Below are 25,638 nucleotides of genomic sequence, written 5' to 3' on the forward strand. Positions count from 1 at the left end.
CCATCGACTATCAGGAGCACCCATGAGCGACGCCGTACTGATCTCGCGAACCGGCGATGTGGTCACGTGGACCCTCAATCGCCCGGACACCCGCAACGCCATCTCCGAGATAGACGTGATCGAAGCCCTCGAAGACGCGGTCACCGCGGTCAACCGAGATCAGAGCGTGCGCGCGGTCATCCTCACCGGAGCAGGGTCGGCCTTCTCCTCCGGCGGCAACGTCAAGCACATGCGGGACAAGGAGGGCATGTTCGGTGGTGCTCCCGGCGAGATCCGCCAGGGCTACCGGCACGGCATCCAACGCATCCCGCTCGCGCTGTACACGTGTGAGGTGCCGACCATCGCAGCCGTCAACGGCCCTGCCATCGGAGCGGGCTGCGATCTCTCCCTCATGTGTGACCTCCGCATCGGGTCGACGGCGGCGGTCTTCGCCGAGAGCTTCGTCAAGGTGGGACTCATCCCGGGCGACGGCGGAGCGTGGCTGCTCCCCCGCGCGATCGGCAACGCCCGCGCCGCCGAGATGGCGTTCACCGGCGAACCGATCGACGCGACCAAGGCACTCGACTGGGGTCTGGTCTCGCAGGTCACCGAGCCCGAAGAATTGCTTCCCGCAGCGCACGCTTTGGCAGCGCGAGTAGCCGCCAATCCCCCGCAGGTGCTCCGCATGACCAAGAAACTGCTCCGCGAGGGCCAGCACCAGAGCCTCGAGAGTTTGCTCGAACTCTCGGCCGCCATGCAGTCGATCGCCCATCACACTCGCGATCACCACGAAGCCGTCGCCGCGATGCTCGAGCGTCGAAGTCCTGAGTTCACCGGAGAATGAAGGCCGGCAGTCAGCTACTGCCGGTCGGCGCAGTCCTCACCTCGATACTTTCGCTCCAGTTCGGAGCGGCATTCGCGACGACCCTGTTCTCGCAGATCGGGCCGGCCGGTGCCACGACGCTTCGGCTGACGATCGCCGCGATCATCCTCGGAGTCATCGTCCGCCCACGATGGAGCAGGTGGTCGAACCGGCAGCGCAAGGGCATATTTGCGCTCGGCGTTTCTCTGGCCGTCATGAACGGGGCCTTCTACATGGCCCTCGACACGGTGCCCATCGGAACGGCCGTCACCATCGAATTTCTCGGGCCACTCACACTTGCCGCGGTGCTGTCGAAGCGCTGGGCCGACTTTGCCTGGGTGCTGCTTGCCTTCGGCGGAGTACTTCTCCTCGGATTAGGTGATCACGGGGAATCCGGACTCGACGTCGTCGGCGTGATCTACGCACTCGTTGCGGCCGCAGCCTGGGCGGGATACATCATCGCCGGTTCACACCTCGCCGCAACACTTCCGAGTGCCGACGGTCTGGCCGGTGCCACGATTGTGGCGGCCGTCCTCACCCTGCCGTTCGGTGTGGTCTCCGGAGGTTCAGAACTGCTCGATCCGAAGATGCTTGCCGCCGGCGCGGCCGTAGCCATCCTCTCGTCCGTCATCCCGTACAGCCTGGAAATGTGGGCGCTGCGATCCTTGGCCAAGAAGGTCTTTGCCGTCCTCATTGCGCTCGAACCGGCAGCAGCAGCGTTGGCCGGCGTGGTCATCATCGGACAGGCACTCGACTCCATGACCCTTGTTGCCATCGGGCTTGTGGTCGTGGCGGGCATCGGCACCGTTGTCATGAATCGAAAGCCCACCCCGAAATAGTCCCGGTACCGTCAGAGCACGTTCATTCCAACGCACAGGAGAACCATGACCAACCCGATCATCGCCACCGTTCTCGGACGCACCCCGCAGATCGACGAGAGTGCGTTCATCGCACCCAATGCCACCGTTGTCGGCGCAGTGACCATCGCTGCCGGCGCCAGCATCTGGTACGGCGTGGTCATTCGCGGCGACGCCGAATCGATCTCCATCGGCGCGGACACCAACATCCAGGACAACTGCACGGTGCATGCAGACCCGACGTTCCCCGCAGTTCTGGGCGAGCGGATCTCGGTCGGCCACAACGCGGTACTGCACGGGTGCACCGTCGAAGACGACGTGCTGGTCGGCATGGGCGCAGTGGTGCTCAACGGCGCGCACATCGGTTCGGGATCGCTGATCGCCGCCGGCGCCGTCGTCTCGCAGGGGATGCAGATCGCGCCCGGATCACTGGTCGCCGGTATACCGGCAAAGGTCAAACGCGAACTCTCCGAAGGCGAAAAGGCCGGGATCAGCGCCAACGGCGCCGGATACCTGATGCTCGCGAAGGCTCACCAGGACATCGAGCAGGCCTGATCGACACGACGCTTGCGGCCGGTAGCAGCAAGAGCCGCGACTAACCTCGGGGCCGCAACGTACTGTTCGGCAACTCGGGTGCCGGGAGCGCCGGACCGTCGTATCCCGGCACGACGCCGAAACGTTGAGCAGGGACGCTGCCGTCGAATCCAGAGGCCAGTTCGGCCTGCCACTTGCGTCGATACTCGACGATCTCTTCGTGCGTGCGGCCCATGAAGTTCCACCACATGATGACCTGCTCGCCCAACGGCTTGCCGCCGAGCAGCAGGACCCGAGCTGGTTCGGAACCCGGGTTGCGTAATGTCAGCTTCCCGAAACCCGGTGCTTGATAACCCAACTCGGCCCAGCCGACGGTGGTGCCACGCAGCACTACCGATCCTTGATCGACGATCACTCCGTGTTCGTGCGAACGATCGACGTCGAGCGCAATGTCAGCGCCCGGATCGAGAACTATCTCGGCACCGAGCAATTCGGTGAAGGTGGATACCGGCGATTTCTCGCCGGCCAACGAGCCGAGGAACACGCTGAGCCTGGCGCCCCCAATGGTCACCGGTTCCGGTCGATAGTGAACAAACGCGGGGGCGGTATCGCGAGCCGCGTCCGGGAGAGCCACCCACAGCTGCATGCCGTGCAGAACCTTCGTTTTCGGCGTCGAGACCTCCGAATGCGCGATCCCGCTACCGGCCGTCATCAAGTTAAGTTCGCCCGGGCGCACCATCGCGTGAGAGCCGATGCTGTCGCGATGCTCGATCTCACCCGTGAACAACCAACTGACCGTCTGCAAACCGGTGTGTGGATGCGGCGGCACATGCATGCCGGGCCCCGAGCCGACGTCGTCCGGCCCGTAGTGATCGGCGAAGCACCACGCCCCGATCAGCGAACGATCGCGCTGCGGCAATGTGCGCCGCACCCGCATTGCCCGTGGGCCACCGAGCGGAACATCCCGCGGGGTGAGGATCTGAATCTCGCTGTTGTCAGGTTTGCCTTCACATTCCTGCTCTACGGGATGCATGTCGAGGTTGCTCATCTCTTCATCCTGCCTCGGGTTGCGTCAGGGTGCCCAGAACTATGCCGAGACCGCACTTGTGTCACGCGCGGCCTTCATCGACGCGTGGGTGGGCGGGTTGTCCGGGACATGCGCCGGACGACGGGCCGCGAATTCACGACGCAGAACCGGTACAACTTCCTCGCCGAGAAGATCGAGCTGCTCGAGCACCGTCTTCAGCGGAAGACCCGCGTGATCCATGAGGAACAGCTGGCGCTGGTAGTCGCCGAAGAAATCCGCGAACGCGAGGGTCTTCTCGATGACCTGCTCCGGCGAACCGACTGTCAGCGGCGTCTGCTCGGTGAACTCTTCGAGCGACGGTCCGTGACCGTACACCGGCGCATTGTCGAAGTACGGGCGGAATTCCTTGACGGCGTCCTGACTGTTCTTACGCATGAAGACCTGACCGCCCAGCCCGACGATCGCCTGATCGGCGGTGCCGTGTCCGTAATGCTCGTAGCGCTGACGGTAGAGGTTGATGAGCTCGATGTAGTGCTCCTTGGGCCAGAAGATGTTGTTCGCGAAGAACCCGTCACCGTGATACGCCGCGATTTCCGCGATCTCAGGACTGCGGATCGAGCCGTGCCACACAAAGGGTGCGATGCCGTCGAGCGGACGTGGTGTGGACGTGAAACCTTGCAGCGGAGTGCGGTACTCCCCTTGCCAGTTCACCACTTCCTCGTCCCAAAGCCGGCGCAAGAGCTGATAGTTCTCGAGGGCCAACGGAATACCCGCGCGAATGTCCTTGCCGAACCACGGGTACACGGGCGCCGTGTTGCCACGCCCCATCATGAGGTCGACGCGACCCTCCGCGAGATGCTGGAGCATCGCGTAGTCTTCGGCGATCTTCACCGGATCGTTGGTGGTGATCAGCGTCGTTGACGTGGACAGCGTGATCTTCTCGGTCTGTGCAGCGATGTAGCCGAGCATCGTGGTGGGTGACGACGGCACAAACGGCTTGTTGTGGTGCTCGCCTGTTGCGAAGACGTCGAGTCCCACGTCTTCGGCATGCTTGGCGATAGTGGTCATCGCCTTGATGCGCTCGTGCTCGGTGGGCGTGACCCCTGTCGTGGGGTCTGTGGTGACGTCACCGACTGTGAAGATTCCGAACTGCATGGCTACTCCTGTTCAGGGCGTTGATCCCTACGACTGCATGTAGATAATTTAACATTCAACCATCTGGGGCTATTCCCGCACCCTGAACAGCACTGAGGGCGGTAGGCACACCATGTGCTTACCGCCCTCAGCGCAAAAGAATACGTGTCAGTGCATCATGATCGGCGCCGCTGAATCACCCTCGGCTACAACTCGCGTCGTCTTGCTACGCGGCAGGAAGAATGCCGGGATGAAGGTCAAAGCAATCAAGACGGTAGCAACAAGGAACGTGTTGCCGAATGCGTCGGCGGCAGAACTCAGAATCGAATCGACCGTCGACGGATCCGGTCCCACCGGCGGCGGAAGGTGCGCCATGCCGACTTCATTGCTTGTCAGATCGCGATTGAGCAACTGGTTGGTGAGAACCACGGACATCACAGCGGTACCGATAGAGCCGGCGGTCTGCTGAACGATATTCATGAGTGTCGAACCGCGAGCGATCTGCTCGTTGGACAGCGTCACGATCGCGGCCGTCATCAGCGGCATCATCGTGCAGCCCATACCCATACCCATCACGAACAGGGCAGCCATCAGCATCCAGGTCGGGGAATCGGAAGCGACCTGCGTAAAGACACCCATGCCGATCAGGATCAACGGCAGACCCGTCAACACGATCTTGCCTGCGCCCATCTTGTCCACGAGTCGGCCGGCGATCGGCATGGTCAGCATTGCGCCAAGCCCCTGCGGAGCCATGAGGAGGCCGGCCTCGAGGGTCGTGTGGCCACCCACCTGGATGAAGAAACTCGGGAACAACAGACCCGCGCCCATGAACGCCACGATGAACAGTGACGTCGTGATCACGGCGACCGACAACTGCCGGTTCTTGAACAAGCGCAGGTCGATCAGCGGATGATCCTTACGCAGCGCATGGAACACAAACGCGATGATCAGAACCAAGCCGATACCGGCGGAGACCAAGACCCTGGCCGACGCGACGGTCCCTACCTCAGGGATCGACGACACACCGAAGAGGAACAGCGCCAGGCCCGGCGACAGCAGCACCATGCCGAGGAAGTCGAACGACTCCGAAGGCTGGGGCTTGTCCGAAGGCAGAATCTTGAACGCTGCCGCCAACGCAATGGCACCGATCGGCAAGTTGATCAGGAAGATCCAGTGCCAGCTTGCGACCTCGATCAGCCAACCACCGAGGATCGGTCCACCGATGGGGCCGAGCAGCATCGGAATACCGAGCACAGCCATGACACGACCGATCCGTTCCGGACCAGCAGCCTTGGTCATGATCGTCATACCGAGCGGCATCAACATGCCGCCGCCAAGACCCTGCAGAACTCGGAAACCGATCAACGACGTGATGTCCCACGCCATCGCACAGGCAACCGAACCCAGCACGAACAGCACGAGCGCGGTCATGTACAGCCGTTTGGTACCGAATCGGTCCGCCGCCCAACCCGTCACCGGGATAACTGTTGCGAGAGCAAGCGTGTACGCCGTCATCGTCCATGCCACTGTGGCGTAGGACGTATCGAATTCCTCGGCAAATGTAGTCAGCGCGACGCTCACCACGGTCACGTCGAGAATCGACATGATGGCACCGAGCACCACCACGGATGCGATTTTGAGTACCGCACCGTCTAACTTGTCGGACGCCGGTGCCGGCGCGTTCGGCGATGTCATCGCGAAGTCTCCTGGGTAGATGCTCGCAGGTAGTCACCCGCGAGAATGGGCTCTAGCGCCTCGACAAGTCGAAGCCGTTCCGGCGCGGGCACGCGCGACGCAAAATCACGAAGCTGTCCACGCTTGCATTCGATGTGATTGGACGTGACCTTAACGCCGGCCTCCGACAGGGAAACCCGTTTGACGCGCCGGTCACGTTCGTCCTCACGCCGCACGACCAACCCCATCTGCACGAGGTGGTCGATATTGCGACCCGTCGCCGCCACCGAGAGCCGAAGCTCGTCGGCAACCTCGTTGATCGGGACGGGCGCATCGCACTGGCCGAGAGCAAACAGCACACGAACCTGACTGAACGAGAGATCCAACTCGATCAGTGCATCGATCGACTCCGAATCACCGGCGCTCATCAGGCGAGTGAACAACTCGTCGAGTGCTCCGAACAGGTCATCAGAATCCGAGGCGATCACCTGGCGAATAGTAGTGCGGATGCAACTATTGCCCAACCGTAACTAACGCGCAACCCGATTTCCGGTGAGCAACATCACCCTCGGAAACTCATTCCTGCACCAAAATGGCCTTTCCGAGAACTTTGCCCGTTTCCAAATCGGTGAGCGCCAAGGCCGCATCCTCCAGAAGGTATCGAGCCTTGACGATGGGACGCAACCCGTTTTCGACATGGCGCACCAGCGATGCATGCACCTCAGCAACTGCGTCGCGATCAGAACGTGTGAACTCACCCCACGCCGCCCCGACAATGCTGATGTTGCGGAACAGCACCCGGTTCAACTTCACCTCGGGAATCCCGCCGCCGGCAAATCCGATCACGACAAGGCGGCCTTCAGGGGCCAGAACGCGGACCGCCTCGTCGAAGGCGTCACCGCCGACGGGATCCACCACTATCTGCGCCCCCTTGCCGCCGGTCAGCTCGCGAACCCGCTCACCCCACCCCGGCGCCAGTGCCACCACCTCGTCAGCTCCCAACTCGCGGAGGAACTCCTCGACGCCGGCGCGTCGAACAACGGCGATTACCCGAGCACCGTGCGCCTTGGCCAACTGAATGGTCGCGGTGCCCACACCGCCGGCCGCGCCGAGAACAACTACGGTTTCGCCGGCCACGATCTTGGCGCGACGAGCCAGCGCAAACTCCATCGTCTGGTAATTGATGATCAAAGACGCGGCTTCGTCGAAATCCAAAGCGTCCGGGATTCGCAACACCTGCGAATGGTCGACTGCTATTCGTTCCGCATATCCCCCGAGATAGGTCGCCGCAAGGACCCGGTCGCCCGCAGTGAATCCCGATTCCTCCGGCGCCGTGATCACGACACCCGAGATTTCCGCACCGGGGACAAACGGGGGCTCCGGCCGGATTTGATACTTGCCGTAGGTGATCAACAAGTCCGGAAAACAGACTCCACTGGCCTTGACGTCGATGAGAACTTTGCCGGACGCATCAGGCTCGGGGATCTCCTCGAGGTCGAGTCCTTGCGGGCCGGACAACTCGGTAACAACCATCGCACGCACAGCAACTCCTCATCGAGAAAGCAATCGGACATCATCTGTTCCCGACCTTAGCCTGCCGTCCGACCATCCCGGCCGATAGAACCGGACGCAAGGTATGGAAACTCGCTTCGCAAGGGTCGCAAGGAAATTCGCCGTCGACCACGGGCCACATGGGTTCCCATTCATTCCCTGGGTCTGTACGCTTGGGTCATATCGGGATTTCAGTTTGTTTCTGACCTCAGGTTCCGTCCTCGGAACTGGATTTCAGAGCATCTGAATTCAAATATGTCCGAACCTTGTGCACTGGAACAAGATACGGAACATCTGCCACGTCTGCGCAGACTCCACTTCTGCGGGGACAATTCACGGCACCGGTAACGACCTACGGTGGGATACCCATGCATGATGACGCCCTATACCTCTGTGCCCTGACCCATTTCGCGTCGCCGCCGCGCGAAGGTAACTCGGCAACGCAAACACTTCACGAACTCGTGTGCTACATCGCCGACATATTCGATACCGCAGCGGCAAGCATCACCGTCACCCTTCCCGATCAACCGGACATCACGTCGGTCAGCTCACCCGAATTCGATCGATGCGAACGAGAGTTTCGGATAGGGCCCGGGAGGTTACCCCGACTCGACAGCGTGCAGATCACCGATGTGCCGAGCGCCGCATACGCCTGGCCTGCCTTTGCTGCCCAAGCGAGCCACCTGGGCGTCAAAGCCGTGGCGGCGCTTCCGTTTTACCGGGAATCGAGAATCTCGAGTGGGTCCGCGTCCCCCGCCCGAACCTCTATCGGGACCCTGACCGTCTTCTCACACGAGATGATCATCTGGGACGACGACGATGTGAGCGCAGCCCAGGCACTGACCACCGTCGCGATGGGGTTCATACTCATGTCGCTCGAACTACACGAGCGCGAACAGGAATCCATGCAGCTGCAACATGCACTCGAAACCCGAATCGTTGTCGAACAGGCAAAGGGGATCATCTCCAAGGACCACAACACCACCATCGACTCGGCATACCAACTCATCCGCCGACGCGCACGCAGCCACAACGCGACCGTGCTGTCCGTCGCGCGGGCGATTGTCGAACTGGGACTGAAGGTGTGATCGATGCGCGTCGCTTTGGTGACACCGGCATTCCCGCCGTCCATCGGCGGAGTCGAAGACCACGTCGCGCAGTTGGCCACACATCTGAGCTCGACCGGGATCGATGTCGAAGTTTTCACCGGTAGCCGTCGAGCGGAAACGCCGGCGACCCCGCCAAAACGCGATTCGATTGTTCACCGCTACCCCGCCTGGACAACCACCGCCATGTCGGTCTCACCCCGACTTTTGGTGCGAACCATGCACCTCGACAATACTTTTGACATCGTCCACGTCCACAGCTATCACGCATCCTCCGCGTTGGCCGCATTGACCGGGTTCCGTCGGCCGGTCGTCTTCACCCCACATTTTCACGGCACCGGACACACTCGATCCACCCGCATGCTGCATTCGCTCTACCGGAAATTCTCCCGAGCGCTCTTCACCTCGAGCTCGGCCGTTGTCTGTGTCTCCGATGCAGAACTCGAGTTGGTGCATTCGTATTTCCCGGGCCTCGATACCTACACAACTGTCATTCCCAACGGCGTCGACGCAGCTGCAGTACGCGCCGCGACGCCGTATCCCGACGAAACCGCCACGCTGTTGTTTCACGGGCGATTGGAACCATACAAGCGGGTGGATCGGATCATCGAGGCCATGGTCGAATTACCCGACACCGTCCAGCTTGTTGTCGTCGGCGACGGTTCTGCTCGAAATGCACTGGCCGCCAGTTCCGCCCGCCTCGGACTCGGCGACCGGGTGCGGTTCACGGGACGGCTGGACACTCCCGGCATGCATCGCTGGCTCCGGACGGCGAACGTGTCCATCTCCTTGTCCGAGCATGAAGCCTTTGGCATCGCCCCACTCGAGTCGGCTGCGGCAGGATCACGAATCGTCCTGAGCGACATACCAGCTCATCGTGAGATTGTTCGGAGATTCCTCGGTACCGGAGCAGTCCTGATCCCACCGACTGCAGGCGCCACATCCATAGCCCGTGCGATCGCACTTCAGTTGAGTGCCGGCACCGGCGACGACGTGGTATTGCCTGACTGGGCCGGCGTGGCGACCGCAACAGCCCAGGTGTACCGACATGTACTCCGAGGGGAGCCGTAGCGTGGAGAGTCGCCGAGGAGTAAGTTCGAATTAGTCGGCATGCCCTTGTTCCCTGGTACTTCCGCACCGATATTCGGAGCTGCCCCTGATTCCCGGTAGCTCGTCCCTCCCCGCACGGACGAGTCAGGTGGCACCCGCAATGAATCAGCCTTCGTTTCCGCACAGCCAGCCGCTGGTCAGCCTCTCGATACTGATGCCGGTCTTCAACGAGGAACGCACGCTGAAGGCAGCGATAGACCGCGTATTCGCTGTACGTTATCCGTGCCGGATGGAGCTGATAGTCGTCGACGACGGCAGCACCGATCGCACCGCACGAATTCTCGAAGCTCAGCGATCAGACGCTCGGACATCGAAAGACATTGTCGTAGTGACCCATCCGGTCAATCGCGGTAAGGGCGCGGCAATTCGAACCGGGTTGGACTACGCCGCCGGAAGTCACCTCGTCATCCTCGACGCAGATCTCGAATATCTGCCGAGCGATATTCCGTCGCTGATCGCACCGGTACTGGCCGGATACTCCGATCACGTGTTCGGCGCGAGGGTCCGCGGAGTCAACGCCTGCTTTCCGTCATTTCGGTTTGCCATCGGAGGCCGCGCAACAACCTTGTTTGCCAACGTGTTGTACGACGCTTGCCTGACGGACATGCACACTTGCCTCAAACTCATCCCGACCGATCACCTGCGCTCCCTGACATTGACGGAGGGCGGTTTCGGCCTCGACACGGAAATGACAGCGCGATTACTGCGGTGCGGTATCCGACCTCTCGAGGTGCCTGTGTCGTATCACGGACGATCCGTGTCGGAGGGCAAGAAAATCACCTGGCGAGATGGTGTTGTCTGCCTTGCCGTCCTGACTCGGATTCGGGTGCAGCACCGACCGGACATCGCACCGGTTGTGCACCGGATCTCGGTAGTCGCAGCAGCACAAAATGATCCGCCCAACAATCCACCCAACAGTCCGCCCAAGGTTCTGCATCTGCCGAAGGCTGCGGGGTGAGCAGCGTGAACGCGGAAGGCAGACTCGAGGTAGTGCTCGTGGGTCCGGGCTTTCACTTCCTCAGTGGGTTGTCGGCCTACACCTGCACACTTGCGAACGAACTGAGTCGCGAACACGATGTGTCGGTGCTCCTGCTACGCCGGGTCATCCCGCGGCGGTTGTATCCGACTACTCGTCGCTCACCGAATACCGGAACCGCGCTTCGCTACGGCAACAATGTCACTCGCATCGGCGAACTCGACTGGTACTGGTTTCCCGGCCTATTGGGGGCCCTGGCTCGGCTTCGCTCGACAAAGCCGAATCTGGTTGTACTGCAATGGTGGACTGCCGCGACACTCCACACCTATATCCTCGTCGCTTTGTTTGCCCGGGTACTCGGCATTCGTGTGGTTGTCGAGTTTCACGAGACTCAGGACACCAGTGAGGCTTTGGTCTTGGGCGTCGATATGTACTGTCGACGCGGTATGCCCCTTCTGCTGTCGCTCGCCCATGGCGCGCTCGTCCACAACAACCATGATTTAGAGTTACTGCGCAGAACATTCGGCTCGCGTCCGTTCGACCGGCTCGACATCGAAACAGCACCCCACGGACCGTACACACACATCGCCGATTCCCCCGCCGATTCCCCGGCTTCTCACGATTCCCGCAGTGGGCCAACCCGACTGCTCTTTTTCGGCCTCATCAGACCGTACAAGGGACTCGACGATCTCCTGGTGGCCTTCAACCAACTCAGCGCCGAGCAGGCAGCACAGTTTCACCTCACGATCGTGGGTGAGACCTGGGAGAACTGGCAGGCCCCGGCAGCACTGATATCCGCCAGTCCACACCGTCGGCGCATTACCTTCGTGAATCGCTACGTCAGCGACGCCGAGGCAGGCCAATTCTTCCGCGATACAGACGTAGTGGTGCTTCCCTATCGGCGCGCGTCGGCAAGCGGTCCGCTGCAGATCGCAATGCACTCGGGGCTACACGTCGTGCTCTACGCGGTGGGCGGACTGGTCGAAGCAACTCGCACCTACGAAGGCTCCCATCTGGTCGAACCCGACAACGTCGACGCACTCCGTCGTACCTTGATGTCGATTCCGCCGGACCGCCATCGACGATTCACCGACCACACGTCGTGGTCGACCACCCTGCGTGCGATCGAACGGTTGGCGCAATCATGATCGCACTCGCCCCGGTCGATGCCGAACAGGCTCCGCGGCATCGGTTCTCCGACACTTCACGCTCGGCGCTGCGGTCGTGGACATCGACAGGCGTCCTCCTTGCACTCGGAATACTCCTGATCGGTGTGTCGTACCGGATGTCGTCCGACGGTTCACCGCCGAATGTCTACTACGCAACCTTCTGGGTCGGTATGCTGCTCGGGGTTATTCCGCTGGCAGCCAAACTGGCGGCTTTCGGGACAACAGTCAATCAGCGCATCGGCGCGATAGCGTTGCTCGGACTCTTCACGGCAGTCCCGAAGTATCTCCGAAACCCTTTCGGTCCGTCGTATCACGACGAGTATGCGCACTGGCGTGAATCCGTCGACGTCATGTCGAGCGGCCAACTGTTCCCACCCAATTCGATCATCCCGATAGTCGAATACTTCCCGGGTACGTCAGCCCTGTCCGCCTCTATCGCTCAGCTGACCGGACTTTCGGCCTGGTCCGCCGGCGAAGTGTTGATGGTCGTCACCCACGTGATGACAATTCTCGGTGCGTACGTCCTTGGAACGTCGCTACTGCGCTCCGCCCGTGCAGGTGCCGTGGCAGCGCTGATCTACGCCCTCAATCCGTCTGCCATCTATTTCGACACTCAATTCGCGTACGAGGGTGTTGCCATCACATTTTTCATGTGGGCGTTGGCTTTGACCTCGATTGCCGCACGGTCGGACGATCGTCGTCGTCGAATCGCTTTTCTGTCGATCGCGGTCACGTGCGGCGCCGTATGCGTCGTGACCCACCATCTGACCACCATCGCCTTGCTCCTGATCTCGGGTGCAATCGCCGTCACTGTCACCGCATTCGGGTTTGTACGCGCACACCAAAGGCCGTACCCATGGTGGGTTCTGCTGAGCGGCACCGCGGCCGTCGGAGCCGCCTGGCTTGTCTTTGTCGCATCACCGACCGTGAGCTACCTCTCGCCGTATCTCGCCAACTCGGTGACTCAGTTGAGCAGCATCGCAACGTCACAATCGAGTGGCCGCGAATTGCTCGCCGCCAATGTCCAACCACTCTGGGAACGAGCCTTCACCGCCGCCGCCCCGGCAGCGGTGGCCGCGATATTTGCGTTGGGCCTGTTGGTCATCGCGCGCGTGCGGGGCAAAGTCACGTCCGCAACCCTCGCATTCATCGCCATCGGGGCCGTCTACTTCCCGTCGGTTCTGTTTGTGCTGGCCCCATCGGGCGCAGAGGGGGCCAGGCGCTCGTGGGCGTTCAGTTACGTCGGGGTGGCAGTGATGTGCGCCCTCGTCGTCGCATTCCAGGATCGGTTGCCACGCATCGTGATCCGGTTCCGGAAACTGATCTCGCTCGCCGTCCTGATCGTCTTGCTGATCGGCAATGTCGGCGCCGGCCTCAACGATCCGTACCGCTTTCCCGGCCCGTTTCTCTGGGGCTCGGACACCAGATCCGCGAGCGCCGAAGCTCGGACGGTGGCCGAACACATTCGACTGAGAGAAGGTCGCGTGCGCGTCGTGACCGACCGATACACAACGCTGGCACTGGCGGCGTACGGCGAACTCTACGTCTCCGAACCGTCATCCGACTTTCCGGTGTGGGAGCTGACCCAGACCGACACCGACCCCGATACGAAGCTCGCTACCGACCTGGCCGGGGCAACCTACGACTACCTTGTCGTCGATACCCGAATGGCGGATTCCCCACCCTTCAACGGGGACAACTACGGCAGCGGAGATCCCCTGGCCGGCCTGCCGACACCGCCGTCGTACCTCGACCGACTCGACCACGCGCCATGGGCGTCGCTGATCATGTCGACCGAGCATCTCCGGGTATACCGCCTCGATTCGGCGAGCGTCGGCACCGAACTGACCGATCTGACAGGAACGCCATGAAACGCACTGACATTGCCACTCGGAGTCGCCAAGTCCTGGACGTGGTACTGACCTCCGATCTCCTTACCGGAGTGAGGGTTTCCGCCGTGGTTGCGGCCGTGTCTCTCGCCGCGGTACTGCTCCGGGCTCCCGTGGAACTTCGGGTGTGTGCAGTGGCCGCACTCCTCGTCATACCGGCGTGGGCGGCCGCGGCGCTGATCCTCGGCAAGACGCCCGGTAGTACTGACACCCGCTTCGACGGACTCGAAAAACCGCTGCGCGTACTTCTTCCAGCCCTGTTCACCCTCATCATCCTGCTCGAAACCGTTCTGGCACTTGGCCCATTGGGATTTCAACTGACCACGTCAACCATCGCACTGGCACTCTTTGCCGTATCGGCGGTGATGTTATCCCTGTTGGCCATTCGCATCCGGCAGTCTCCGCGGAAACCTGAATCGCGCGCAGCCCCCGACGTACCGTGGCGCCGAGTCGGGAAAACCGCACTGGTCTCGCTCGCGTTGACGGCCCTGTGCGTCGGCGCGTTGATCGGAGCGCTCGCGATGCAGACAACGCAGCCCGAACGGTATGTCAACACGATCCTCACCGGCCCCGACACTGCCATCGCGGGCCAACTCGCAGTGGCACCCGGTTCTCCGGTCGACATCGAATGGACTTCGTACAGCTACGGATTCCTCTTTCCCACCCTGCCGCCGGACGTGTCCGCAACCATCGGTGGCGTCTCACCGACCGATCCGCGGTTTGTCACGACACCACCGACCGCGCCCTTCGACACCAACACAAATGCCCGCAGTGCCCAGGTCGGAACGGTGTCGTTCCTCGCACCGAACGAGCCCGGCCGGTACCGAGTCGCGATCGACATCGCGATAGCCCAGACCCCCGACACCGTCGGTGTCGGACCGACATCCCTCGTGCTCTATCTCTCCGTGGCGCCCTGATGAAGGTGACACTCGGCTCTCTCCCCCAGATCGCGCGGACCCGAATAGCCGAAGACTCGATGCTGCGCAACAGTTCTTACATGATGGCGAGCACCGTTCTCACCTCCCTCATGGGCTACGTGTTCTGGCTTGTTGTTGCTCACACGACATCAACAGCGGACATCGGAGTCGGGGCGGCCACCACCAGCGCCATGCAGGCGACGGCATTGATCGCCAGCGTCGGCGCTGCCACCGCGATGGTCGAGTGGCTACCGCGCACCCTCACGGTTGATCGCTGGCGGCGAATACTCACCGCCGCAGTGACAGTCGTGATCGTGACTGCGGTGTCCGGGTCCGCAGTCGTGGTTCTCATCTTGGGATACGTTCTGCACACCCTCCCGTCGCTGAGCACCGCCGTTGCCGCAGCGGCATTCACGATGGGAGCCACATTCTTCGCGCTCGGCACGCTGGCCGACTGCGTGGCAGTTGCGCTACGCCGCAGCGGACTGCTCCTCGCGCGCAACATGCTGTTCACCGGCTTACGCATTCCGTTGCTGTTCCTTCCCGTGCTCATCAATGGCACTCACAACCAGATTCTGACGGCCTGGAGCGCGTCCGCGGTGATATCGGTAGTGTTCTCGACGTTCTGGTGCAGACGAATTCGCGGTGAGCACAGCATGCGGCCACTGTTCGGACACCTCGTCTCCGACGTCCGGGATATGAGTGCGTCACTTCTGGGGCAACACGTCGTGACTGTGGCTGCGAGTGTCACGTCATTCGTACTGCCGATCATCGTGCTCGCCAGACTGTCCGAATCCGACGGCGCCTACTTCTATGCGACCTGGATGCTCGGCGCGGTGTTCTTCATGATCAGTCCGTGTATCGCGATGTCGCTGTTCGCCGAGACCGCAACGGATCCCGAAGACATCCCGGCTCTCGCACGGCGCTGCAGTCGGATTATCGCCGCGCTGCTCGGCCCGTTGATCCTCGTCTACCTCATCGGCGGTGGGTGGGCCTTGCGGGTATTCGGCGAGTCGTACAGCGCCCACGGGAAAATGCTGCTGATCGTGCTGACCCTCTCTGCCATCCCGGACGCCGTCACCAATATCGCGGTGGCGGTTCTGCGTGCAGTCGGCAGGCTACGCGAGGCGATGACGCTCAACGTGTCGATGCTGCTGATGTGCTTGGCGCTCTCCTGGATCCTGTTGCCCTCCATGGGGATTGTTGCTGTCGGAATCAGCTGGCTCGCAGCGCAGAGCCTCGGCGCACTCTGGACGTTGGCGCGGTGGCGTTACATCATCGTGCCTGCACAGCAGAGGGTTCTTCGGTGAAGGGGGTTCGCCGGTGAAGGTCCTCGTGGTCTCCGACAGCTACCCACCGGCGGCCGGTGGACTCGAACGTGCCGTGCATGCACTGGCCACCGGATTGGCCGGCGACGGAACCGAAGTCACAGTCGCCACACTCAGCCGAGGCGGCACAGCCTCGCATTCGCTCGAAGGCCTGGTTGTGGTCCACCACCTACCCGGTTGGACGCGATTCCTGCGACCGTTCACCTCCGACCCCACCCACCAATTTCATCCCACCGCACCCGATCCCGCACTGACGAGGCACCTCCAGCGCCTTGTCGATCAGCTACAACCCGATGTAGTGCACGCCCACGGATGGATCCTGCACTCATGCCTGCGATTGCGCTTACCTCGGCAAACCGCACTGGTAGTCACTCTCCACGACTACGGACTGAACTGCGCCAAGAAAACTCTGGTACCCGCGAACGCGCTGGACACCGTATGCCCGGGTCCAGGAATCACGCGGTGCCTTCGGTGCGCAAGCGAGTTCTACGGGGCACCGAAGGCCGTGCCACTTGTCCTCGGACTGGCCGAGAGCCAGCACCTCCTCGATCGTGTCGGGCTCTTTCTGCCGATCAGCACAGCAGTGGCGGAATCATGTCTGGAGGGAGTCAATCCGGATCGGGTAGCCGTAATACCGTCGTTTGTACCCGACGACGTCGGTGACGAGGGGCAGGGTGACGAGGGGCTGGGTGACGAGGGGCTGGGGAATGACACAGCCGATTTCCTCCCATCCACCGACTACCTGCTCTTCATCGGTGCCATCGGCCCGCACAAGGGAATCACGACACTGCTGGACGCGCAGCGGCTCATGCCCACGCCGATTCCACTGGTCGTGATCGGAATGCAACGCCCCGATACTCCGTCGATGACCGGCGACTCCGAACGCCGAGTGATCGTGCGCACCAACGCCGGACACCAACAGGTCATGGCTGCCATGCGAAGGGCTCGCGTGGTCTGCGTCCCCTCGAGATGGGCGGAACCACAAGGACTTGTTGCCATCGAAGCGATGAGTGCGGGAACCCCGGTTGTCGCGTCCGACATCGGCGGGCTACGGGACGTGATCGACCACAATCGCTCCGGACTGCTTGTTCCTCCCGGCAATGCCGCCGAACTCGCCCGGGCACTTGAACTGCTGCTCAACGATCAGGCCCTCCACACACGTTTGGCTGACGGTGGAAGGACCAGGGCCCGCGCCTATACCGAATCGACAGTCCTGCCGCAGGTTCGACGCGCCTACGCCAGAGCAATTTCACGGCGTGCCGCAATTTCACGGCGTGCCGTATGAATATTTCTGCGTCGTCCCGAATTCTGCACAATCGCAACAGCATACGCATTCCACCACACACTCGACGGCGGATCACCGCGATTGCACGTACCATCCGATTCGCCGGGATGTTTGACCCACAAATACGCGTCCGCGTGCGCTGCCTGGGTTTGTGTTGTCGGCGCCGACCCCAATGCGCGATCCGGCGGATTGCACCAGTTGAGCGGCCCTTCGGGTGGCGGTCCGGCGCCGTTGCGTGACGTATCGACAACGTAGCCCTTTCCTCCGGTCAGCGCCGATACGGACTCGCCGTATGCTTCCTGCTCCGCTGTCGTGTAGAAGTTGGCGACATTGAGACTGAACCCCCTGGCTCGATCAACGCCGGCCGATCCCAGTCGACTCGCCAGCTCGGGTGCATCCAGCCATCGAGAATGACCACCGTCGATGTACACCGCCGTATTCGGTTCCGCAGAAAGAGCATTCACCGAATAGCGAAGTAGATCCATTCGTTCCGCGACCTGTTCCGAAGACAGGCACGATCGGTCGGTGAGCGCGTCCGGTTCCACGATCACGACGGCTTCACGGTTACCGATTCCGGCCGCGACATTGTCCGACCAGGTCCGGTAGTCCGCGCCGTTGCTGTACCCGCCGGCAGAGAAGGAACCGCAGTCGCGCTGGGGAATCGCATAGGTGACCAACACCGCAACAGCATCCGCACTCGCCGCGCCGTCGACGTAGCGCCTCACCTGGTTGGCAACCGCTGACGGCGGAGATGTTGCACTGAGCCAGAATGCCTGTGGCGTGTCGGCCAACGTGGCAACGGTCGAAGCGGTTTCCGGGTAGTCGACCATCGCGCGCGCCGCACTCGAATTCGGGTCGACGTAGAAACCTCCGGACGCGACCTGCTGCAGAGTAGCCAGGTCGTCTCGCGCACCCGCCGCACAACAACTCGAACCCGTCATGAGCACAGCCGCGCAGGCACACGCAACGATTCGATTCCACATCACGGTAGGTCCACCCTTGTATCGTGAAAAGTATCGTGAAGACCTGCCAGCATGATCGCTGCCAGTTCTTCGATTTGTGGGCTGTCGAGAATCGAGTCGTGGCTTCCGCACAGAAAGTGCGTGCGCACCCGACCTTCGTGGAAGGTATCCCACCCGAGAATCGGTGTTCGCACTTCCGCCGCCGTCGTCGACGTGACAAATAGTTCGAGTGGCACGCTGTGCCCGCGTTGTTCGTAGCGCGCCATGATGTCCCAGACACCCCGAAGATCGAAATCCTCCGTCGCCGAACGCCGAATGACTCCCGCGGCAATCAGTTTCTCCCGGCCCGACCATCTGAGGTTGCGGGCATATTCGGTCACCAGCTTGATCCTGCCGGGCTGGCGCAGTCGCTCGAGTCGTCCCGACGACGACTTCCATCGCTTCATCACTCGCCCTGCGGTTTCCGGCGTCGGCGTATCGAGTATCCCCAGCCACGCAACGTGCTGCCCATCGCGATCCAACTGCCGGGCAAGCTCGTACGCCACAAGCCCGCCGAACGAGAAGCCCGCCAATGCATATGGCCCTTCCGGTTGAACGGCCCGCATCGCCGACATCATGGGCTCCACGAGCTGCTCGACGGTATCCGAGCGTTCCGGGCGCATCGACGCGGCAAGCGGCAGCAGCGGATACACACTCTGCTCGTCGCCCCACAGCGTCCGCAGATGCCGCAGACTCATCGCGCTCGGGAGATCGGGAAACACGAAGAAGGCGGGCGGCCGATCCGTCACAGCCGGCGCGTGCGATTCGGCCGGCGACGACGCACCGTCCACGAGGCGCGCAAGCCCAGCAACGGTAGTGCCCTTGTCGAGGAAATCGACCAGCGACACCTGCGCTCCCATCCGATATTCGATCTGCGCAACAAGATTCGCGGCCAGAATCGAATGCCCGCCGAGATCGAAGAAGTTCCGATCCAGATCCGACACCTCGGTGGCGAGCAGCATCGACCACAGAGAGGCTACCTTCTGCTCCGTCGGCGTGAGCACCCGTGCAGAAGACCTCTCGGAAGCGATTGCCGCGCTGCGATGTTCATCTGCGCCTTCGCGCTGCACCCGAGCGGCCAGGTCGCGCAACGCCCGGCGATCGAGTTTCCCACTTACCGAGGTGGGAAGTGCCGGCACTCGAACGATCACGGCCGGCACCATGTACTCCGGCAGTCGTTGCCGTGTCCACGCGCGCAGATTCGCGTCGTCATCCGGTTGGTTCTGCCGGGAGTAATTCTCGTCCGGGACGATGTAGGCAAGCAACTGCGGTTGTCCGCGGTGGTCGGTGCCGACGTCGACGGACACCGTTGCCACGCCCGGATGATCTCTCAGCGTCGCTTCGATCTCGCCCAGTTCGATCCTGAACCCGCGGATCTTGACCTGACCATCGAGTCTCCCGAGGTGCCGCAGCCGTCCGTCGGCGAGGTACCGCCCGCGATCACCGCTGCGGTAGGCGCGCTCTCCGGGCACACACGGATCCGGTACGAACCGTTGCGCCGTCTCACCCGTGCGGTGGAGATACCCTCGCGACACCCCTGGTCCGCCGATCACAATCTCTCCCGGCACACCCATCGGAAGGATCCGCCCACTCGAATCCGTGACGTACAGACGTGTTCCCGGCATCGGTCGGCCCACTGTCACCGGTTCATCCGGGGAGACCGATCCGCCGCCGGCAAACACTGTCGTCTCGGTTGGGCCCCACCCGTTCCACACCCCGGCGCAGAGACCGGACAGCGACATTGCCACCGACTGCGGTAGCGGTTCACCAACCGCACCCGCGATCAACCCGGGGCTTCCTGCCCAGCCCGATTCGATCAGCGCTGCCCAACTGGTGGGGGTTGCGCTCATCCGCGTGGCGCCGCACTGCTCGATCACGTGCGCAAGCCGACGCGGGTCGTGCATCTCCTCGGTGGTAGCGACCACAAGACCGGCCCCGATCCCGAGAGTCACGAAGTAGTCGCCAACCGACATGTCGAACGTGTATGAGGCCACCGAAAGCACAACGTCGCCGGAATCGAGACCCAGCGCCACCGGCAACGCCGACATCAGATCCAGTACATTGCGGTGTTCCACCTGAACGCCTTTGGGTGTCCCGGTCGAACCCGACGTGTAGATGATGTAGGCCAAATCGTCAGACCGAACTTCCCCCGTGTACCGACCGTCGACCAACCGTTCCGTGCTTGGATCAGAGGGCTCCTGGCCGTCCACTGTCACTACTGGGCAGTCGACCCACGTCAATTCCTCCGCCAAGGATTCGGCAGTCAGCACTACCGCCGCACGCGCGTCCTCGAGCATGAACCGGGCCCGCCGCACCGGTTGCCTAGGCTCGATCGGCAGATAGGCAGCACCCACCATCAAGGCGGCCAGGATCGCCGGTACGAGATCAATCGTGCGTGGCATCAACACCGCCACAACAGTTCCCGGACCGATACCCACGCGGGTAAGACGTCCGGCAATCGAACGGGCCCGGTTCACCAGCTCGCCGTAGGTCAAGCAGATCGCACCCACCGTCACGGCTGGTGCATTCGGCGACGTGATCGCCCGATTCACGATTGCCTCGTGGATCGTTCGCGGAGGGCTTTGTCCGATCAGTCCCGACTCGGCAGAGGCAGGGGCAGGATTGAGATTCAGCTGCCGAGTCACGTCTTCGGGATCCGCGAGTGACAGCTCGCTCAGGACAACGGTGGGGTTTTCCGCGCACCGCCGCAGCAACAGGTGCAGATGACGCCCCATCAACGCGACCGTTCCTGAATCGAAAAGGTCTGTGTTGTAGCTGATTCTGCCCACCAACCGACCGTCGTCGCGCTCGTCCAACTCGAGGCTCAGATCGAACTTCACCTGCCCAACTCCGGAGCCGACGGCGTTCTCCATCAGCTGCATCGACCACTCGTCGTCGACGGGAACCGCCGGGGGTTCGAGAACCAGGACCGACTGGAAGAGCGGGTTCATACGCGGATCTCGCGGCACGTCCAGTCCCCGGACCAACCGTTCGAAGGGCACCACACGCCCGAGCGCATCCAGTACTTCGGTGCGCATGGCGGCGACGGCCTCGGCAAATGTCCACTCCGCGCTGAGCCTCGCGCGCAACACGGTCGGAGTGAGGCAGTACCCCACCATCGACTCGAGTTCGGACCTTTGACGGAGGTCTGTCGGTGTTGCGAACGTGACATCGCTACTGCCCGTGTAACACTGGAGCCAGTACCCGTACACCGCGGCCAAGGCATGGAATAGCGTTGCCCCTTGGAGGCCCGCCGAGGAACGCAATCTCGCCACCGTGTCGGCGTCAACCAAAACCGGCTCAACAGACCCGACAAACCGTTGACGCGGCGGACGCGGCCGGTCGAGCGAAAGGTCCAAGGCCGGCGCCCCCTCGAAGTGCCGTCGGTAGCATTCGATCCGGTTCGCCACCTCATCGCCCTCCACCCACTTCCGCTCCCAGGAGGAGTAGTCGCCGTGTTGAACGGGCGACTCACGAAGCGCAGGCAAAGTGCCTGCGATCCGAGAGTTGTACAACGACACCAGCTCCGGAAGAAATATCCGGTACAGCGTGACGCCGTCGAAGATCAAGTGATGCAGTCCGAGGTACAACCGATGACATGAGTCGGACACACGCACCAACTGCGGCCGGATCAGTGGACCCGCGCTCGTGTCGTACGGCTGACGTGTCTGCTCGACGGCAAGGTCTGTTGCCACGCCGACTGCTTCGTCGAACGGTAGGTGGCTCACATCCAAGACTGGCAGCTCCGTCACCGTCGGCGGATGGATCACCTGCCGCGGCTCGTCTCCCACCATCGCAAACGTGGTGCGCCACGCTTCATGCCGGCGGATGAATTCGTTGAAGGCCCAGCTGAGGGCTTCGACGTCGAAAGCCCCGTCCTTGGTCACAATGGCAAGTTCGTTGTACGCAAGCGCTTTCGGCGCCAACCGATTGAGGTACCACAGTTGCAACTGTGCGGCCGACAGCGGCGCGTAGTGCACACCGGTCTCACTCCCCCGTCTGCGCGGCACGGAAGGTGATGCGCCATTCGCTTGTGCTCCCCGCAATCGATTCTCGAGCAGTGCTTTCCGCGCCGCGATCCGGCGCTCGTTGTCGAGGGTGGTCATAACGACCACCGCACGTTCAGCGACGCAAGGCCACGTAATCCCAAATTGGGGCGCCACCGGACCGGTCCCGGTTCCAGTTCCAGTCCTGGCAACCGGGCCAGCACCGTCCCGAATGCCGCCTGCGCCTCCATCCGGGCCAACGGCGCACCGAAGCAGAAGTGCCCCGCCCAACCGAATGCGAGGTGACGGTTGGGTGCGCGATGCAAGTCGAGCCGACCAGGATCGGTGAACTTCGACGGGTCCCGATTCGCGGACCCCATCACGGCGATCACCGCTTGCCCCGCCGGAATCGGTTGTCCGGCAATCTCCACCGCGTCCGGAGCAATCCGTGCCGTGTGTTGGCTCGGGCTCTCGAAACGCAGCAGTTCCTCGATGGCCGCGCTCAGACCCGAGGGATCGTCGATCAATTCCTCGAACTGATCGCGGTGGCGGAGCAACGTGAGCAAGCCGTTGCCGATCAGATTGGTGGTTGTCTCCTGCCCGCCGACCATGGTCACCACGACGTTGGCCACTATCTCGTCTTCGCTGAGACTGTCTCCGTCGATCTCCGCGGCGCACAGCGCACCGATCAAACCGTCGGTGGGGTGCGTGGCCTCGTTGCGCACCGCGGCCTGGAAATACTCCGTCATCTGCTCCACGCTGCGCAGGACACCGGCAACGCGGCCGGGATTGTGCTGAAAATTGCCGAGCATCTCGGCAAAGTCACTTGACCAGTTCTTCAGCAGTTCATGGTCTTCGGTGGGCACTCCCAACATCTCCGCCGTCACGATAGCGGGCAGCGGGTTGGCCAGGGTGTCCATCACCTCCATGCCCCCGTCGTCGATGACCGCGTCGATCAGCGAATCGGTGATCTCCTGGATGTGACCGCGCAGGGCCGCAATGCGGCGCGGTGTGAAAGCCGCAGCCGCCAATCCGCGAACCCGACCGTGTTGTGGTGGATCGAGGAACAGCATCTGACGCACCATCACTTGCGCCACCGGAGCCAATTGCTCCATCCCCAACTCGGCCAACTTTGCCGGGGTGGGCGTCCGATCAGCCTTGAACCTGGTGAGTACGTCGGCGACATCCGCGTAACGAGTCACCACCCACGCGTGTAGGTACGGATCCCACATCACCGGCGCCTCGTCGCGCAAGGATTGATAGAGCTGGTAAGGATCTGCCAGCACTTCGGGGTCGAGCAGTCGAATCAGACTGGGAGCCTTGGTCGGTGCCGTGGTCATCATTCACTCCGTCCTGCGTCGAGAAGCTCCTGGTCACTCATGCCGGATATCTGCTCCACGACCAGTTGTTCCACCTTGGCGGCCATGTCACGAACCGTGGGATTGTCGAAAAGCTCGAGCAACGTCATTTCGACGCCGTACATCTCCGCTATCCGAATGATCAACTGAGCGCCCAACATCGAATGGCCGCCGAGAACGAAGAAGTTTTCGTCGATCCCCACCGCCGGCAGATCCAGTCGTATGGCGACGATCTCGGCGAGCGCTGCCTCGACCTCGTTTCGAGGCGCGATCAAGGAGCCTCGGTCGACACTGATGGTCGAGTGCGCCGCGCGCTCCAACGCCGCGCGATCAATTTTTCCGTGTGCGGTGGTGGGGAACTCGTCAAGTTCGATGATGGAACGAGGCAACATGTGATCGGGAAGGTGGGCCGAGAGATACGTCTGCAGCCCCGATATGTCCGCCGTCTTGTCATCCCGAACGACAAACGCAGCCAGAGATGGATTCTGCCGATCCCCGCGAACGATCACCACGCTGGCCTGCACCGCCGGGTGTCGATCGAGTACCCCGGCGATCTCACCGACTTCGACCCGGTTACCTCGGATCTGCACCTGATCGTCGCGTCGGCTGGAGAACTGGACATCGCCGAATCTGTTGACCCGAACCAGATCACCGGTCCGGTACTCGCGTTGTGCGGGGTCGTCGCCGTGCTGTGAGAACTTCTGCGCGGTCAACTCCGGCAGACCGAGATATCCGCGGGCTACCGATACACCCCGTATCACCAATTCTCCGACCTCGCCGGCACGGACCGGGGAACCGTCCTCACCGACTACCTCGAGGTCGACACCGTCGATCGCGCGACCGAGTGCGGGCAACGCGTCTGCTGGGGTGTCACCGGCGAGCGGATCGACAACCCCCGACACGGAGACGACACTCGCCTCGGACAGTCCGTAATTGTTGACGAGAGTGAACGGCAAGCCAGGCGGCGGACGGTGGTACAACACGTCGCCTCCTGTCAACAGAAGCCGCAGTGCGGTATTTTCCGGCCAGGTCATGGCAATCAACGATTCTGCGAGGGGGGTGGGCACAAAGGACACGCTCACGCGTTCGGAGACCAGCCAATCACGCAACCGCACCGGATCGTTTTCCAATCCCGATGGAACTACGTGCAACGACGCGCCCGCCGTCAAAGCAGGCCACAGTTCCCACACTGCTGCGTCGAAACCCGGACTCGCGATCAACGTGCATCGATCATTCGAGGTCAGCTCGAATGATCGTTGGTGCCAGTCGATCAGGTTGAGCAATCCGCCGTGCTCGGCGACAACGCCTTTCGGCTCACCGGTCGAACCCGACGTGTAGACGACGTAAGCGGCATCAGTCGGTCGGGTGCTGAAGGTCTCGGCAATGACAGCCTCGCCGTCGACCGGTGCGCACCCAGTGCGCGGCGGAACGATCGGGTCGACCCAATCGAGCCTGGCAGCAACGTCCGGAAAAGCAACTAACGCGCGAGCAGAACTATCCTGGACGGCAAACCGAAGTCGCGCATCAGGCTGCCGCGGATCGAGTGCCACGTACCCGGCACCCGCCGAGAGGATCCCCAACGCACCGACGACACAGTCCGTCGAACGCGGCACACAGAGAGCCACAAGATCACCAGGAACCACCCCGGCAGATCTAAGCGCTTGGTCGAGTGCGCTTGCGCGAGAAAGTAGTTGGCCGTAGTCGAGTTCTTCTTCCACTGAGGAAACGGCGACGCTGCGGGGCGCGGATTCCACAACTCGCGCGATCTGCCGCACCACGGAATCGTCAGGCAAATGTTCGTCAGGTAAATGAGAGTGAAGGTGACGCTGAATGTGATTCATGAGGGCCTGCCTACTCGTCCATCAGATCGGACGAGCCACCAGGCATCAGGGGTA

At 62.3% G+C, this 25,638-nt stretch carries 20 protein-coding genes; 11 read left to right on the forward strand and 9 right to left on the reverse strand.

What is annotated here, in order from left to right; genetic code table 11:
- Positions 1-22: 22 nt before the first annotated feature.
- From EEB13_RS04835 to EEB13_RS04845, 3 genes are read left to right on the forward strand one after another with little or no spacing between them, the layout of a single operon-like run.
- Positions 23-823: a crotonase/enoyl-CoA hydratase family protein gene (locus tag EEB13_RS04835; RefSeq protein ID WP_141484721.1), complete on the forward strand. Its 801-nt coding sequence runs from the start codon at positions 23-25 to the stop codon at positions 821-823.
- Complete coding sequence (locus tag EEB13_RS04840) at positions 820-1,680, forward strand: EamA family transporter (RefSeq protein ID WP_141484722.1); 861 nt, start codon at positions 820-822, stop codon at positions 1,678-1,680. Before EEB13_RS04835 ends, EEB13_RS04840 begins: the two co-directional genes overlap by 4 nt.
- A gap of 45 nt (positions 1,681-1,725) precedes the next feature.
- Positions 1,726-2,253 carry a gamma carbonic anhydrase family protein gene (locus tag EEB13_RS04845; protein WP_141484723.1) on the forward strand — a complete coding sequence of 176 codons (528 nt, stop codon included), beginning with the start codon at positions 1,726-1,728 and terminating at the stop codon, positions 2,251-2,253.
- Positions 2,254-2,293: 40 nt separating this feature from the next.
- On the opposite strand, the gene EEB13_RS04850 is transcribed toward EEB13_RS04845, so the two are convergent.
- The 5 genes from EEB13_RS04850 to EEB13_RS04870 form a co-directional block, all read right to left on the reverse strand.
- Positions 2,294-3,280: a pirin family protein gene (locus tag EEB13_RS04850; RefSeq protein WP_141484724.1), complete on the reverse strand. Its 987-nt coding sequence runs from the start codon at positions 3,278-3,280 to the stop codon at positions 2,294-2,296.
- Between the two features lie 39 nt (positions 3,281-3,319).
- Complete coding sequence (locus EEB13_RS04855; protein WP_033236433.1) at positions 3,320-4,414, reverse strand: LLM class flavin-dependent oxidoreductase; 1,095 nt, start codon at positions 4,412-4,414, stop codon at positions 3,320-3,322.
- 147 nt (positions 4,415-4,561) lie between these two features.
- A complete protein-coding gene (locus tag EEB13_RS04860; RefSeq protein WP_033236434.1) occupies positions 4,562-6,088 on the reverse strand; it encodes a DHA2 family efflux MFS transporter permease subunit in 1,527 nt (508 codons plus the stop codon).
- Positions 6,085-6,555, reverse strand: coding sequence for a MarR family winged helix-turn-helix transcriptional regulator (locus tag EEB13_RS04865; protein ID WP_033236435.1), 471 nt, complete (start codon positions 6,553-6,555; stop codon positions 6,085-6,087). Before EEB13_RS04865 ends, EEB13_RS04860 begins: the two co-directional genes overlap by 4 nt.
- Before the next feature lie 88 nt (positions 6,556-6,643).
- Positions 6,644-7,609, reverse strand: a complete 966-nt coding sequence (locus EEB13_RS04870; protein ID WP_095886696.1) for an NADPH:quinone oxidoreductase family protein — start codon at positions 7,607-7,609, stop codon at positions 6,644-6,646.
- Positions 7,610-7,986: 377 nt separating this feature from the next.
- On the opposite strand from EEB13_RS04870, the gene EEB13_RS04875 reads away from it, so the two are divergent.
- From EEB13_RS04875 to EEB13_RS04910, 8 genes are all read left to right on the forward strand, one after another.
- Complete coding sequence (locus EEB13_RS04875; RefSeq protein ID WP_141484725.1) at positions 7,987-8,706, forward strand: ANTAR domain-containing response regulator; 720 nt, start codon at positions 7,987-7,989, stop codon at positions 8,704-8,706.
- 3 nt (positions 8,707-8,709) lie between these two features.
- Positions 8,710-9,795: a glycosyltransferase family 4 protein gene (locus EEB13_RS04880; RefSeq protein ID WP_141484726.1), complete on the forward strand. Its 1,086-nt coding sequence runs from the start codon at positions 8,710-8,712 to the stop codon at positions 9,793-9,795.
- A 139-nt stretch (positions 9,796-9,934) separates the two neighbouring features.
- Positions 9,935-10,792: a glycosyltransferase family 2 protein gene (locus tag EEB13_RS04885; protein ID WP_141484727.1), complete on the forward strand. Its 858-nt coding sequence runs from the start codon at positions 9,935-9,937 to the stop codon at positions 10,790-10,792.
- Positions 10,789-11,958: a glycosyltransferase gene (locus tag EEB13_RS04890; RefSeq protein ID WP_141484728.1), complete on the forward strand. Its 1,170-nt coding sequence runs from the start codon at positions 10,789-10,791 to the stop codon at positions 11,956-11,958. Before EEB13_RS04885 ends, EEB13_RS04890 begins: the two co-directional genes overlap by 4 nt.
- The gene (locus tag EEB13_RS04895) at positions 11,955-13,850 is read left to right on the forward strand and encodes a hypothetical protein (RefSeq protein ID WP_141484729.1); all 1,896 of its coding nucleotides are present in this window, start codon (positions 11,955-11,957) and stop codon (positions 13,848-13,850) included. The genes EEB13_RS04890 and EEB13_RS04895 overlap by 4 nt, the downstream gene beginning before the upstream one ends.
- A complete protein-coding gene (locus EEB13_RS04900) occupies positions 13,847-14,785 on the forward strand; it encodes a hypothetical protein (protein WP_116101708.1) in 939 nt (312 codons plus the stop codon). Before EEB13_RS04895 ends, EEB13_RS04900 begins: the two co-directional genes overlap by 4 nt.
- Positions 14,785-16,095, forward strand: coding sequence for a lipopolysaccharide biosynthesis protein (locus EEB13_RS04905; RefSeq protein ID WP_141484730.1), 1,311 nt, complete (start codon positions 14,785-14,787; stop codon positions 16,093-16,095). Before EEB13_RS04900 ends, EEB13_RS04905 begins: the two co-directional genes overlap by 1 nt.
- Before the next feature lie 13 nt (positions 16,096-16,108).
- Complete coding sequence (locus EEB13_RS04910) at positions 16,109-17,398, forward strand: glycosyltransferase (RefSeq protein WP_187328490.1); 1,290 nt, start codon at positions 16,109-16,111, stop codon at positions 17,396-17,398.
- On the opposite strand, the gene EEB13_RS04915 is transcribed toward EEB13_RS04910, so the two are convergent.
- From EEB13_RS04915 to EEB13_RS04930, 4 genes are read right to left on the reverse strand one after another with little or no spacing between them, the layout of a single operon-like run.
- Entirely contained in the window at positions 17,347-18,339 is a 993-nt protein-coding gene (locus tag EEB13_RS04915; RefSeq protein ID WP_187328491.1) for a glycoside hydrolase family 6 protein, read from the reverse strand. The two genes, EEB13_RS04910 and EEB13_RS04915, sit on opposite strands and share 52 nt — an antisense overlap.
- A gap of 41 nt (positions 18,340-18,380) precedes the next feature.
- Entirely contained in the window at positions 18,381-22,505 is a 4,125-nt protein-coding gene (locus tag EEB13_RS04920) for a non-ribosomal peptide synthetase (RefSeq protein ID WP_141484733.1), read from the reverse strand.
- Positions 22,502-23,725, reverse strand: a complete 1,224-nt coding sequence (locus EEB13_RS04925) for a cytochrome P450 (protein ID WP_187328492.1) — start codon at positions 23,723-23,725, stop codon at positions 22,502-22,504. The genes EEB13_RS04920 and EEB13_RS04925 overlap by 4 nt, the downstream gene beginning before the upstream one ends.
- Positions 23,725-25,518, reverse strand: a complete 1,794-nt coding sequence (locus EEB13_RS04930) for a non-ribosomal peptide synthetase (RefSeq protein ID WP_187328493.1) — start codon at positions 25,516-25,518, stop codon at positions 23,725-23,727. The genes EEB13_RS04925 and EEB13_RS04930 overlap by 1 nt, the downstream gene beginning before the upstream one ends.
- Positions 25,519-25,638 lie beyond the last annotated feature (120 nt).

Origin of the sequence: Rhodococcus sp. WS3, from assembly GCF_003797085.1 — a bacterium.
GTDB lineage: Bacteria > Actinomycetota > Actinomycetes > Mycobacteriales > Mycobacteriaceae > Rhodococcus_F > Rhodococcus_F globerula.

What these genes read in the sequence shown, in the direction of transcription:
- EEB13_RS04835 (WP_141484721.1), top strand. Translation starts at nt 23, where the DNA reads ATGAGCGACGCCGTACTGATCTCGCGAACCGGCGATGTGGTCACGTGG.
- EEB13_RS04840 (WP_141484722.1), top strand. Translation starts at nt 820, where the DNA reads ATGAAGGCCGGCAGTCAGCTACTGCCGGTCGGCGCAGTCCTCACCTCG.
- EEB13_RS04845 (WP_141484723.1), top strand. Translation starts at nt 1,726, where the DNA reads ATGACCAACCCGATCATCGCCACCGTTCTCGGACGCACCCCGCAGATC.
- EEB13_RS04850 (WP_141484724.1), bottom strand. Translation starts at nt 3,280, where the DNA reads ATGAGCAACCTCGACATGCATCCCGTAGAGCAGGAATGTGAAGGCAAA.
- EEB13_RS04855 (WP_033236433.1), bottom strand. Translation starts at nt 4,414, where the DNA reads ATGCAGTTCGGAATCTTCACAGTCGGTGACGTCACCACAGACCCCACG.
- EEB13_RS04860 (WP_033236434.1), bottom strand. Translation starts at nt 6,088, where the DNA reads ATGACATCGCCGAACGCGCCGGCACCGGCGTCCGACAAGTTAGACGGT.
- EEB13_RS04875 (WP_141484725.1), top strand. Translation starts at nt 7,987, where the DNA reads ATGCATGATGACGCCCTATACCTCTGTGCCCTGACCCATTTCGCGTCG.
- EEB13_RS04880 (WP_141484726.1), top strand. Translation starts at nt 8,710, where the DNA reads ATGCGCGTCGCTTTGGTGACACCGGCATTCCCGCCGTCCATCGGCGGA.
- EEB13_RS04885 (WP_141484727.1), top strand. Translation starts at nt 9,935, where the DNA reads ATGAATCAGCCTTCGTTTCCGCACAGCCAGCCGCTGGTCAGCCTCTCG.
- EEB13_RS04895 (WP_141484729.1), top strand. Translation starts at nt 11,955, where the DNA reads ATGATCGCACTCGCCCCGGTCGATGCCGAACAGGCTCCGCGGCATCGG.
- EEB13_RS04900 (WP_116101708.1), top strand. Translation starts at nt 13,847, where the DNA reads ATGAAACGCACTGACATTGCCACTCGGAGTCGCCAAGTCCTGGACGTG.
- EEB13_RS04905 (WP_141484730.1), top strand. Translation starts at nt 14,785, where the DNA reads ATGAAGGTGACACTCGGCTCTCTCCCCCAGATCGCGCGGACCCGAATA.
- EEB13_RS04915 (WP_187328491.1), bottom strand. Translation starts at nt 18,339, where the DNA reads ATGACGGGTTCGAGTTGTTGTGCGGCGGGTGCGCGAGACGACCTGGCT.
- EEB13_RS04920 (WP_141484733.1), bottom strand. Translation starts at nt 22,505, where the DNA reads ATGACCACCCTCGACAACGAGCGCCGGATCGCGGCGCGGAAAGCACTG.
- EEB13_RS04925 (WP_187328492.1), bottom strand. Translation starts at nt 23,725, where the DNA reads ATGACCACGGCACCGACCAAGGCTCCCAGTCTGATTCGACTGCTCGAC.